The organism is Kitasatospora sp. NPDC032757, assembly GCF_055579305.1.
On sequence record NZ_JBVINN010000030.1, the window covers coordinates 59,947 to 72,126 of the forward strand.

Sequence of the window (12,180 nt, forward strand, 5' to 3'; positions counted from 1 at the left end):
GACCGGCCCGCCCGGCAGGTCCTGCGCCGATGGTAGCCGCGCGGTCACCCGCCGTGGGGTGGAACGCCGAGAAGCGCCACTGGGAACCGAGGCGGTGACGGCGGCTCAGTCCTTGTGCTGGCGGTACGCCTCCTCGGCGGCGTCCAGCACCGCGGAGAGGTCGCCCCCCGCGGTGGCGGTGGCGACGGCCGCCACCGCGCCCTCCACGAACGGGGCATTGGCGAAGCGGGCCGGGAACGGCAGGCCGTGCTCGTCCGCGGCGGCGAGCAGCGCGCGGACGGTGGAGACCGCGCCGCCCAGGTCGGCCAGGATCACCACGCCGTGGCCCTGGTCGACCCGGCGGGTGGCGGCGGCGACCAGGACGGCGCTGATGCCGGGGCCGGAGACCAGGTCGCCGCCGGTCGCGGCGACCGGGGCGGGGGAGTCGGAGCCGGCGAGCGCGAGCGTCAGGGCGCGGACGGCGGCGGCCAGCTCCTGGCTGTGCGAGACCAGGACGACCCCGACCCGGCCGTGCGCGGGGGGCCGGCCCGGGGTCGGCCGGGGCAGCGGGGTGCGCGAGGGCGGGGTGCGGGGCGCCGGGGGGTGGGCCGAGGGGGCGTCGGAGATGGGGATGACATCGGCGCGGGTGCCGTCCCGGCGGCTCATCGGCTGCTCCTGGGGGCGCGGGGTGGGGTGTTCGGCGGGGGTGCTCGGTGAAGCTGCTCGGCGAGGGGTGCTCGGTGGGGGGTGCTCGGTGGGGGCTTCCCACACTCTGGCAGCTCGCCCGCCGCCCGCCCGGGCGGGACACGCTCAGCGCTTCCGGCGCACCGGCTCCGGTCCGGGGCTCCGGTCCACGGGCGAGGGCGGAGGGGCGAGGGGCGAGAGGGGGCTCCGGTCCACCGGCGGGCGGCGAGGGGCGGGCGGGGCCGCTCGCCGGAGTACGGCCCGGGCGAGGAGTCCCACCGTCGGGGGAGTCCTCGGCAACCCCCTGACCGGGGCGGTGGCGATGGCTAGGCTGGCCCCGGAAGACCGTCGGGAGGAGAGCAGCAGTGGCAGCCAACATCGGGACTGACGTGGAATCGGCCGTCGGGGCGGCCGGAGGGTCCGCCGTCGAGGGGGCCGGAGCCGTCCGGGAGCTCGCGCCGATCGGGAAGCCGAAGGTCGACTTCACCGGGGCCACCTGGCTGTGCAGCAGTCAGGGCGTCGGGGATGTCCAGATCGCGTTCGTGGACGGCTACATCGGCATGCGGGACGGCCGCCAGGACGACGGCCCGGTCCTGGTCTTCACCCCGGGCGAGTGGCGGGCCTTCGTGCTCGGCGCCCGGGACGGCGAGTTCGACCTCACCTGAGGCGCCGGCCGGGCCTCGCCCCGGACCCGCCCGAACGGGCCCCGACCAGGGGCCCGTTCCGCTGTGCACCCCCTGGGCATCGGGGTTGCATCGGTCCGATCTCATTTGAGCGTACCCGGTCATAATTTCTGTTGACTGTTAGACAAACGCAGCTCAGAGTATGAGCACAGGCAGACGCCGTGCCCACCGCCCCCACGCGGCCAGACACGGCGCCTGCTGTGTAGCCCGGCAGTAATGCCAGGCCTGCCTCCCAGTCGTCCCCTGCGCACCGGGGGTGCGTCGGCCGGTCCCGGCCCCACGAGGGGGCCGGCAGTCGCCGGGAGGCTGGCACCGGAACCGAGAGCGACTCGGAGCCGGTACCGGGTGCTCGGGACCCGCACGCCCCCACGCGGCGGCGTCCCGAGCAGATCCGCGGGAGCGACGGGCCGGGGCCCCGCGGACCTTGCTTGTGTGGCATGGAACTGTTGGCTTCTGTGTTGTGCTCGCTGTGCAGTGCTGTGTGCGACGACGAAGCTGGGTGCTCGACGGTTCGGCACGACAAATGTGCACAGTGAGGGATACGCGTGTAGGGCCGCGTTGCGACATGCCGTCCCCCCGGAGGGTGAAACCCAGAACGGCTGTCGTGCTGAACCGAACGTAGCCCGGACGGTTGCTCAGAGTCAACATTGGTCTCTGAGCGTGGATCTCCGTCCGGTGCCCCACCCACCCCGTGAGCGCGGTGTGCCGGGCACGTACGATGTTCCCATGTCTTTTCTCCGCCGTCGCTCCGGACAGCCCACCGGCCCGGACTTCGACGTGCTCGCGATGGACCCGGGCGACTGGCCCGGCGACTTCGGTGCGGCCATGATGACCGGTCCGGACGGCTCCTGCCAGGGGATTTTCCTGCGCTATGACCTGTTCGGCGGCAGAGGCCCGGCGATGTTCATCGGCAACCTCCCCGAGGGTTCGCCGGCCCGCGACACCGGGGACGACGTGCCCTTCGAGGTCCGGCAGCTGCTCGCGGCCCTGGAGAACGAGGAACCGGTCGAGTTCGTCTCGGCCGAGGACTTCCCGGTGATGCTCGGGGACGACCTGCTGATCGTGAAGAAGGTCAAGGTCAGCGAGGGTCGGCTGTTCTGCTCCCAGTTCGGGCGCAGCGACGGCGTGCAGGTCACCATCGCCTCCTGGGACCGACCGATTTCGGACGACCTCTACCAGCTGCTCAAGCCGCTCCCGGCGGACATGTTCCAGCAGGGCTGACCGGCACCCGCCCCGTACCCGGTCGGATTCCGGCCAGGAGAACGGTCAGGCGGACGGCCGGGAGGACGGTCGGGGCAGGCCGGGAGCGACGGGGCCGTCCCGCGGCCCGGTCGCTGCTTGACGGTTTCGATCACCGGTTCGTACAGTCGCGAACATGTCGTGCCGTCTCCCGCTGCTGACCCGCCGCAGCTATCTGGACCTGCGGCGCACCGCCAGCGCGGCGTGTCCGGGCCACTGAGGGGGATTCGTCCCCGAGGCGGCGTGCGGCCGGCCGGAGGGCCGGCGCCGATCCGGGGGCGGGCGTTCCGCTGACTTCCGGGGCCGCCGAACCGGTACCGCGCGCCCGTCGGCGTGCCGCCCGCAGTTGCCGAGCCCACGCTGCCGCCCGGAGGCACCAGCACCATGACCAGCACCGCGACCACCTTCGCCGCCGACCAGTCGCCCGTCGCCGCCGCTCTGGCGGGACTGCCCCGGGTCGTCGACCTGCTGGCCGCCCGGGCCGAGGAGCACGACCGCGACGCCACCTTCCCGTACCAGGGCATCGAGGCGGTGCACGAGGCCGGACTGCTCACCCTCACCGTCGACCGGCGGTACGGCGGGCCGGGCGGGACGCTCGCCGACACCGTCCGGGTGCTCGCCCAACTCGGGCGCGGAGACGCCTCGGTGGCCGTGGTCACCGCGTTCACCCTGCTCCGGCACGCCGAGCAGGCCCGGGTGGCGAGCTGGCCGGCGGCCGGCTACCGGCGGCTGCTCACCGAGTCCCGGCGCGGGCCGGCGCTGGTCAACACCCTGCACGCGGAGCCCGGCGGCCAGGGCGGCGGGCCGGGAGGTGCGATTCCGGCCACGACGGCCCGCCGGGACGGCGACGGATGGCTGCTCACCGGCCGGAAGACGTACTGCGCCGGCGCCGAGGCGCTCGCCTGGATGGCGGTCACCGCGCGGACCGACGAGCCGGTGCCGCGGGTCGGGACGTTCCTGGTCCGCGGCGAGAGCGAGGGCCTCGAGGTCGACCCGACCTGGGACCAGCTCGGCCTGCGGGCCAGTGCCGGCCATGACGTGCTGCTGGACGCCGTCCGGGTGCCGGCCGAACTCGCCCTCGGGCTCGCTGTGCCGATGACCGTGGCCGGAACCGTTCCCTCGGGATCCGCCGCCCCTTCGGGAGCCACCCCCGCCGGACCCGTCCTGTCGGGAGTGGCGCGTTCGGGAAGCGGAACCTCCCCTTCGGGAAGCGCGCCGACAGGAACCGGAACTTCCCCTTCGGGAACCGGAGTCGGGGAGTCCGCCGTGCCGGCCGCCGAACTCACCCGGGCCTGGCACGACCTGGCCCTCTCCGCGGTCGCCCTCGGGGTGGCCCGCTCCGCCGAGGACTGGCTGGTGCGCTTCCTGCACCAGCGCACCCCGGCCAACCTGACCGAGCCGCTCGGCCGCCTGCCCCGGTACCGCTGCGCGCTGGGCGAGATCGAGGCCCAGCTGATCGGCGCCGAGGAGCTGGTCAACGGCCTTGCCCAGCGCGTCGACCGGGGTGATCCGGACGCCGTCGCCCGGACCGGGCCCGCCCACCTGCTGGTCACCCGCGCCGCGACGACGGCCGTCCAGCAGGCCGTCTCGCTCACCGGCAATCCCGGTCTGAGCCGGCGTCACCCGCTCGAACGCTACCTGCGCGATGTGCTCAGCAGCCGGGTGTACTTCGCCCCGGACGAGGCCGTCCTGGACGCCGCCGGCCGTGCCGCCCTGGACCGCGGGGCCCGGTCCTGAGGACCGGGCCCCGCGGTCGGGCCTGACGCGCAGCCGGCTTCCGCCGACCCTGCTCAGCGCGTGCCGACCGCGGCGCGGACGGCACGGCGGGCCAGTGCGGCGTCGTCGTACAGCCGGCGGATCATGATCCGCTGCTCCTCGCCGGCCCCCGGCACGTCGTACAGCCGGATCTCCCGCATCAGCACCAGCACCAGGTTGACCAGGAACGCGTCCCGGGCCAGCGTGCCGCCGCTCTGGGCGAGTTGGCTGATCTGGCGGCGGGCCGCGGTGTCCCCGGAGAGCACGCTCCAGAGCACCGCCAGATCGTAGCCGGGCAGGTACCAGCCGGCCTGCTCCCAGTCGACCAGCACCGGCCCGGACGGCGCCAGCAGCATGTTGCTGAGCAGGGCGTCGCCGTGGCAGAGCTGGAGCGGGGTGTGGCTCAGCCCGTGCAGCAGTCCGCGCAGGTCGCCGGCGTCCCGGTCGGTGAGCTGGCCCACCGAGTGGTAGCGGGCGATCTCCAACTGGTAGTCCAGCCGCGGCTGGAACACGTCGGTCGGCGGCCGCCACAGGTTGAGCGTGCGGACGGCGCCGAGCAGCGCCCGCACCTCGCCCGGGGTGGGCGCGTTGACCGGGTGGCGTTCCCGGGCGGCCGGCCGCCCGGGAACGCGCTCCATGACGAGCACGCAGCGGTCGTGGTCGGCCGCGACCAGCCGGGGCAGCCGCACCGGCGGACGGTGCCGGACGAAGGCCCGGTAGACCGCGACCTCGTGGTGGAAGTCGGCCACCAGCTGCTCGAAGTACTCACTCCGCACCGCCTGCGGCGCCAGGCACTTGGCGACCACCGGCGCCCGCCCGATGGTGCCCGCCACCAGGATGTGGCGGCTCCCCTCGCGCAGCACCTGGCGCGGGGTGAAGGCGGGACATATCCGCGCGACTCCGGCCAGCGCGGCCCGGACCGCGGGCGTCTGCAGCGCAGACGGGTCGATCCGCTCGGCGGTGCCGGGCTGGCCCGGCCGCATCGGCGGGCGCAGCATCCGGCCGTCGCCCGGGCGGGCGGCCGGGACGCGGGCGCCGCCCGGCAGGACGGAGTCGGGGGCGCGCAGCCCCAGTGCCGTGCGCGCGGCCTGGCCCCGGGCGTCCGCGGACCGGCCGTCGGTGCCGCGCGGGGCCGCGGGGCGGCTCGGCGGCGGGACCTGCTTGGGGCCGGGACGGCCGGTGGCTGCGGTGGGGGGGCGCAGCGCGGTGCGGGTCGCGGTCGGCGAGGGGGAGGTCGCTGAGGAGTACATGGGGTGAGGGTGGTCCCTTCCTGTCCGTCGGCGGGTACGCCCCGCGGTGCGGGGAGGGCCGGTGCCGCGTGCTTCCTGGCGTGACGGCGGCCCTGGTGCGGTGGGTGGAGCGCGGGCGCCGGGCACGGACGCGGGGGCCGAAGCCCCTTGCTGCGGCGGTGTTCCGGCCGCCCGCACCCTGGGGAGTGCGGTCGGCCGGTACTGCCGTGGCCGTGCCCGGCGCCCCCGCGCCACCCGGCCGCGCCACCCCCTCGGGTGAGGACCGGGGACGCCCCCTGGCACGGGCGGGGGAGTCCCCGGTCCGGCCTGGGGCGCCGCCCGACCCGAGGGGCGAGGTGGCGCACCTCTACATCACACCCGGATGGCACTGGTTGGTAATGTGGCGGACCCTGGCGAAGCCTGGCGAATGCTCGCCTGGCACATGACGGAGCCTCTAGCCTCGAACCAGCCGAGGAACCTGGGGGCTTCACGTGAGCAGGGGACCCAACACCCGACTCGCCGATCTGTTCGTCCTGACCGGATGGTCGAAGGGTGAGCTGGCACGGCTGGTCAACCGGCGCGGTGCCGCGATGGGACAGCAGCAGCTGTCCACCGACACCTCACGGGTCCGGCGGTGGATCGAGCAGGGGGAGATCCCGCGCGATCCGGTGCCGAGGGTGCTGGCAACCGTGTTCACGGAGCGGCTCGGCCGTGTCGTCACCACTGAGGACCTCGGTCTGGAACGACACCGGCCCACCAGGACCGGAGCGGCGCAGCCCGCAGCACATCCATGGGAGCCGGATCGTACGGCCGCGGTCCTCACCGAGTTCACGGGAATGGACCTCATGCTGAACCGACGTGGATTGGTGGGCGCGGGTGCCGCGCTCACGGCCGGGGCGGTCGTCGCCGACTCCCTGAAAGGCTGGCTGGGCGGGGACGCGGTCGCGTACGCGGCCTCCGTGCCCGGCCCGCGACCGGTGGTCACCGGGCAGGGCGGTGGCCGCCCGGTGGTGGACGTGTACGACGCGGGCCCGGTCGGGCTCGACGAGGTGGAGGCGCTGGAGCGCTCGGTGCAGGTGTTCCGCGCCTGGGACGCCGCGCGCGGCGGAGGCCTCCAGCGCAAGGCGGTGGTGGGTCAGCTCAACGAGGTGGGCGGTCTGTTGACGAGCCGCCACAACCCGGCGGTGGAGCAGCGGTTGTGGCTGGTCGCCGCCAACCTCGCGGTGCTGGCGGGCTGGATGTCGCACGACGTCGGCCTGGAGCCGACCGCGCAGAAGTACTTCGTGATCGCCGCCGAGGCGGCCCAGGAGGCCGGCGACCGCCCGAGGGCCGGCGAGGCGATCTCGCGCGCCGCCCGTCAGATGGTCCACCTCGGCCGGGCCGACGACGCGCTCGACCTGATGTCGGCCGCGAAGGCCGGCGGCGGCCGGGTGCTGCCGAGAACGCGCGCGATGCTCAACACCGTGGAGGCCTGGGCGCACGCCTCGATCGGGCACTCCCAGGACACCTGGCGGCTGCTGGGCGAGGCCGAGGACCTCTTCGCCGAGGACGTCCCCGAGCCGCCGCCGTCCTGGATGCAGGTCTTCGACGAGGCCGAGCTGCGCGGCATGCAGGCGCTGGTGCTGCGCACCCTCGCGGAGCACGACCCGTCGGCGGCCCCGCAGGCCCGGAAGCAGGCCGAGCGGGTGATCAAGCTCCGCGAGGGCACCGGGCAGCTGCGCTCGGCGCTCTTCGACCGGATCACCCTCGCCTCCGTGCACTGGCTCACCGGCGAGCCGGACGCGGCGGAGCTCCAGGCCAAGATGGCGATGAACCTGATCGGCCAGAACTCCTCCCACCGCACCTGGGACCGGCTGCGCGAGATGTACCGGCTGACAGCCCGCTACCGGGGGGTGCCGGTGGTGGACGAGCTCCGTGCGGAGCTGGGGCGGGAGTTGCGGCAGGCGGACGCCAAGAACCGGCCGAACCTCGCCTGAGCCCGGAGGTCGTCGACTTCGGTCCGACCGTGATCCGGTCTCGGCGCGGGGCAGGCCGGCACCGGCGGCGTTCGTGCGGGACCTCGCGTGCGGGAGCTCGTGCGGAACCTCGTGTGCGACCTTGCGCAGGACGTTGCGCGGAACCTCGTGCGCGACGGGAGGAGGCTCAGGCCCGGTCGGCCGGGCGGATCAGCAGGCGCAGCGCGGTGACGGTGCCGTCGGTGCCGAAGACGGGCTCGCCCGTGCACTCGATCGCGCCGTGTCCGCCGCAGGGGCGGCGTACCTGAAGGGTGCCGTAGGCGTGGCGTCCGTGCACCAGGGCTTCGGTCATCATGCGGCGCAGTTGTGGCCGGTCCGCCTCGTCGAGGCGGTCGGGCAGCCGGTCGAGGCTGAGCGGGCCGTGCACGGGGTCGCACTCGAGCAGCCGGAACACCTCGGCGGACCACCGGACGTCGTCGGTGAGCAGATCCCACTCGGCCGAGCCGACCCCGGGGTCGGACGGCGCCTGCGCCGTGCCGTCCACTCTGCCGTCCACCGCGTCGTCGGCCGCCCCGGCTCCGGACCCGGTGCCCGTTCCGCTGCCGGCCCGGTGGTCCGTGGAACCGTCCGCTCCGCTCCGGGCGCCGCCGTCCGCCGGGCTGCCCGCCGGCCCGTCCGCCGCGGCGGTGCCCGGCGGACGGCCGGCGGTTCTGGGCATGCTCATGGCGGTTCCATCGGTCGGAGGTGGCGGCCTCGCGGGGCCTGTCCGGGTGGTGAAAAGACTGTTGCACAGCGGCCTGACCCCCGTGGGGGATTCGGGCAGATCCCCGGCAAAATTCCTCCGGCATATGCCAACCGGACAGTAGGGTCGGTCGCCCTGTGTGCGGCGGGGTGCCCGAGGCGGTAACCTTCGGTGATTCCGGCGCCCGGGCGCCCACCGCAGTACCGACCAGTGACCCCGGCGACGGAAATCCCGTTGCCACTACGACCGCCGCAACGGATGCTGACCTCATGTTCGAGCCAGTGATAGCACCCAGTGCCAGCCTCCTCGGCCTCCTTCAGCGAGGTCGCGGTGACGGGCAGCTCCATGCGCTGGCCGCCGACCGCACCGAAGCCATCGCCGCGCTGGAGGAGTGCGTCACCAGGGACCCGCGAGCCGACTGGCAGGTCGAGAACCGCTCCCTCTACTACGCACGCCTCTACATGGAGTTGGAGGCGCCCCTCGGCGGCATCGAGGACCACCTTCACGACCCGGAGGACCTCCTCGACGACGACGAGGGCCGCACGGGCCTCGCGCTCTCCGTCCTCGGCCACCTCGCCGCCTACGGCCGGCGCGACGCGCTGCTGATGCTGCGCGAGTACGCCGCCACCGGCACCAACTGGGCCTGGGCCCTGGACGAGCTGGCCCTGCGGGACGACGACCGCGGCCTGCTGCTGCTCGGCACCGCCGTGCTGGACCGCTTCCCGCCGGGCCCCGAGGGCGATGCCGAGCTGCGCGACTTCATCCGCGCCGCGTACGAGCCCCGGCCCTGGCGGCTCTGGGCGGCCTACCACCCGCGGGTCGCCGCGGCGAGCGAGCAGTCCCCCTTCGACCTCTGGCAACGCCAGCTGAACCGCAGCGGCGTCACCCCCGGCTGGTCCACCGCCGACGTGCTGGCCTGGGCCGACCAGGGCGAGCTGGGCGGCCTGAGTGCCGGCGCCTTCGCCGGCCAGCCCGACCGTCCCGAGCCCGCCCGCGACGCCGGTGACCCGGCCGGCCCCGACGCCGTGGACCGGCGCGCGGCCGCGGCCGCGCGCTGCCTGGCCGCGGTGGTCCGCCCCGAGGACCGCCCCGCGGTGCTGGAGGCGGCCCGCAGCGGCCTGCCCGGCGCCCGCCGGGCAGCCCTCCGCTACCTGGTCGACCGGCGCGATCCGGCCGCAGCCGGCCTGATCGAGGCCGCCGCCGCCGACGTGGACGACCGGATGGTGCGCGCCGCCCTGGAACTGCTCGGCCGGATGCGCGGCCCCGAGGTGCTGGCGCACGCCCGCCGCTGGGCCGACCCGGCCACCGGCGGCGCCGACAGCGCCCTCGGCGAGGCCGCCGTCCAGCTGCTCGCCGACGCCGGCGAGCCCTGCGACGCGCCCCTGGTGGTCGCCGGGCTGCGTCGCTGGATCTCGGTGCGCGGCGTGACCGGCACCGGTACCGGCCTCGGGACGCTGGTCGACGGTGCGGGGCGGCTTGCCGCCGCCGAAGCCGTCCCCGTCCTGCGCCACATCTACGGCGAGGCCGCCTCGTCCGAACTGCGCGGCCGCGCCGCCCGGGCGCTCGCCGTGACCGACGTGCACTTCCCCGAGGGGCCGGCCGTCGAGTGCCTCTGGGACTGCGAGGAGTCCACCCGGGAGCTCGCCGCGAGGCACGTCGCCACCACCGGCGACGCCCGCGTGCTGGAGCGCCTGCGCCGCCTCGCCGCCGACCCGGCCGAGGAGGCCGAGGTCCACGCCGCCGTGCGGGGCCGGCTGACCGCCGCCCGCGAGCGAAGCCGCTAGGGCGCGGGGGGCTGTCTGACGAGCGCGGCCGTGAGCCGCTTCCGGGACGATGAAACGGGCCGGGGCACCTGGTGAGGTGCCCCGGCCCGCTGCTGTCGGTGGAGCGGTGGAACCGCGTTCTACTCGGGAAGGCCACTGCTCCGCAGGGGCACGGCTTCCGCAGCCGCTGCGCTCGGATCCGCTGCTCTCGGATCCGCTGCTTCGCGGACCGGAGGCTTCCGGACCTGCTGCTCCGGAACGGCTGCTCCGGACCTGCTGCTGCTGGACCGGCTGCTTCTGGGATGCCGCCTACTTCACGACGCCGGCGTCGGGCGCCAGGGTGCCGACGCTCACCAGCGCGATGATCAGAATGCCGAGCGCCACCCGGTACACCACGAACGGCATGAAGCTGTTGTGCGAGATGTACTTCAGGAACCAGGCGATCGCCGCGTATCCGACGACGAAGGCGATCAGGGTGGCCAGGACGGTCGGGCCCCAGGCCGGGGCCGGGCCCTCGCCGATCTTGAACAGCTCCAGCAGACCGGAGGCGAGCACCGCCGGGATGGCCAGCAGGAACGAGTACCGGGCGGCCGCCTCGCGGCTGTAGCCGAGCAGCAGGCCCGCGCTGATGGTGCCACCCGAGCGCGAGACGCCGGGGATGAGCGCCAGCGCCTGCGCCATGCCGTAGACGGCGGCGTGCGGCAGGGTCAGGTCGGTGATCGGCTTGGCGTGCCGGACCGCCCGGGTGCGGTCGGCCACCGCCAGGATCAGGCCGAAGACGATCAGCGTGGTGCCGATGATCCGCAGGTCGCGGAGGTTGGTCTCGATGGTGTCCTGGAACAGCTTGCCCAGGATGCCGATCGGCAGAGTGCCGATGATCACGAACCAGCCCATCCGGGCGTCCTGGTGCGAGCGCAGCGCGGGCCGGAACAGCGAGAGCGTCCAGGTCTTCACGATCGAGGCGATGTCGCGCCGGAAGTAGATCAGCACGGCGGACTCGGTGCCGAGCTGGGTTACGGCGGTGAACGCCGCGCCCGGGTCGTCCCAGCCCAGCAGGGCCGAGAAGACCCGCAGGTGAGCGCTGGAGGAGATCGGCAGGAACTCGGTGAGCCCTTGGATCAGGCCGAGGACGGCTCCGTGGAACCATTCGATCACCGGACACCCGCCCGGGGTATCCGTCGCTCGATGCGCATCAGCGGTCCTTGTTGGTCGTCGGTGCGGGAGCATGCCCGACGGCATGCCCGGGGCACATGCCGATGGCATGCGAACGGCCGGTCCCGCCCGACGCTCGGGTCGCGCGAGGGCCCGGCGCGCGCCTGATGGTACGCGGTGAAGGTGACGGGTTTTCGTTCACCCCTGCCCCGGTCCCGCTCCACCGGCGCGGCCGGTGTTCGAGCCCTGTTCAGGCGGTGTCCGGCCGTGCCCTGACCCAGGTCCGGTCGTCGGTCAGGTAGCGGTCCACGGCCAGGCCGGCGTCGGCCAGCGCCTGCTCGAACTCGGCGGCGCCGAGCGGGCGGGAGAGGAAGGTCTGGGTCCAGCGCGCGTCCGGGAACTCGTACTCGGCGACCACCGAGTTCACCCCCTCGCCGACCGGCGTGGACGAGGCGATCCGGACCAGCCCGTCCCGGCCCAGCGGGCGTTCGCGCGGCACCTCGCGGTGCCAGTCCTCGCCCTCCCGCTGGATCAGGACGCAGCCGTCCGCGGCGACGTGCCGCCGGCAGGTGGCGAGCAGCCTGCGCCGGACCTCCAGGTCGCCCGCGTGTACCAGGAAGGAGGCCAGCATGACGACGTCGAAGTGCTCGCCGAGGTCCAGTCCTTCGATCGGGCTGCGGACCGTCCGGGCCCCGCGCACCCGGGCCAGCATCTCGGCGGACTCGTCCACGGCCGTCACCGTGAAGCCCCGTTCGAGCAGCGGGTGTGTCACCCGGCCCACGCCGCAGCCCAGTTCGAGGATGCGCGCGCCGGCCGGCACCGCCTGTTCGATCACCTCCGGCTCGCCGTGCACCGGCAGCCGTGTGTACAGCTCGACGGCGCAGCCGTCCGGTGTGATCGCGCCCGGTCCCGTGCCGTCGTATCCCCTGCGTCGCTCATCAGTCATCGTCCCATCGGAACACGGGCCCGCGGGGGTGGGGAAGAGGGCGTCGGAGAGAT

At 74.6% G+C, this 12,180-nt stretch carries 10 protein-coding genes; 5 read left to right on the forward strand and 5 right to left on the reverse strand.

The features are described from left to right. Positions 1–105: 105 nt before the first annotated feature. Positions 106–645 (reverse strand): PTS-dependent dihydroxyacetone kinase phosphotransferase subunit DhaM, encoded by a 540-nt coding sequence (locus ACZ5WK_RS27805; RefSeq protein WP_465551197.1) that lies wholly within the window; start codon positions 643–645, stop codon positions 106–108. A gap of 479 nt (positions 646–1,124) precedes the next feature. On the opposite strand from ACZ5WK_RS27805, the gene ACZ5WK_RS27810 reads away from it, so the two are divergent. From ACZ5WK_RS27810 to ACZ5WK_RS27820, 3 genes are all read left to right on the forward strand, one after another. Further along, positions 1,125–1,328 (forward strand): DUF397 domain-containing protein, encoded by a 204-nt coding sequence (locus ACZ5WK_RS27810; protein ID WP_465551273.1) that lies wholly within the window; start codon positions 1,125–1,127, stop codon positions 1,326–1,328. A gap of 744 nt (positions 1,329–2,072) precedes the next feature. Beyond that, positions 2,073–2,567: a hypothetical protein gene (locus ACZ5WK_RS27815; RefSeq protein ID WP_396324859.1), complete on the forward strand. Its 495-nt coding sequence runs from the start codon at positions 2,073–2,075 to the stop codon at positions 2,565–2,567. 402 nt (positions 2,568–2,969) lie between these two features. Further along, a complete protein-coding gene (locus tag ACZ5WK_RS27820; protein ID WP_465551199.1) occupies positions 2,970–4,322 on the forward strand; it encodes an acyl-CoA dehydrogenase family protein in 1,353 nt (450 codons plus the stop codon). 53 nt (positions 4,323–4,375) lie between these two features. Here ACZ5WK_RS27820 and ACZ5WK_RS27825 read toward each other — a convergent pair whose 3' ends face one another. After that, entirely contained in the window at positions 4,376–5,590 is a 1,215-nt protein-coding gene (locus ACZ5WK_RS27825) for an aminoglycoside phosphotransferase family protein (RefSeq protein ID WP_396324861.1), read from the reverse strand. 470 nt (positions 5,591–6,060) lie between these two features. Here ACZ5WK_RS27825 and ACZ5WK_RS27830 point away from each other — a divergent pair, with 470 nt between their 5' ends. After that, positions 6,061–7,545, forward strand: coding sequence for a DNA-binding protein NsdB (locus ACZ5WK_RS27830; protein WP_465551201.1), 1,485 nt, complete (start codon positions 6,061–6,063; stop codon positions 7,543–7,545). A 166-nt stretch (positions 7,546–7,711) separates the two neighbouring features. Here ACZ5WK_RS27830 and ACZ5WK_RS27835 read toward each other — a convergent pair whose 3' ends face one another. Then, positions 7,712–8,248: a hypothetical protein gene (locus tag ACZ5WK_RS27835; RefSeq protein WP_465551203.1), complete on the reverse strand. Its 537-nt coding sequence runs from the start codon at positions 8,246–8,248 to the stop codon at positions 7,712–7,714. Between the two features lie 287 nt (positions 8,249–8,535). Between ACZ5WK_RS27835 and ACZ5WK_RS27840 the strand changes: the two genes are divergently transcribed. After that, positions 8,536–10,050 (forward strand): HEAT repeat domain-containing protein, encoded by a 1,515-nt coding sequence (locus ACZ5WK_RS27840; protein WP_465551205.1) that lies wholly within the window; start codon positions 8,536–8,538, stop codon positions 10,048–10,050. A 288-nt stretch (positions 10,051–10,338) separates the two neighbouring features. Here the strand turns inward: ACZ5WK_RS27840 and ACZ5WK_RS27845 are convergent, their stop codons facing one another. Next, positions 10,339–11,181 carry an undecaprenyl-diphosphate phosphatase gene (locus tag ACZ5WK_RS27845; protein ID WP_396324897.1) on the reverse strand — a complete coding sequence of 281 codons (843 nt, stop codon included), beginning with the start codon at positions 11,179–11,181 and terminating at the stop codon, positions 10,339–10,341. A 250-nt stretch (positions 11,182–11,431) separates the two neighbouring features. Beyond that, positions 11,432–12,127 carry a class I SAM-dependent methyltransferase gene (locus ACZ5WK_RS27850; protein WP_465551207.1) on the reverse strand — a complete coding sequence of 232 codons (696 nt, stop codon included), beginning with the start codon at positions 12,125–12,127 and terminating at the stop codon, positions 11,432–11,434. Between the last annotated feature and the right edge of the window lie 53 nt (positions 12,128–12,180).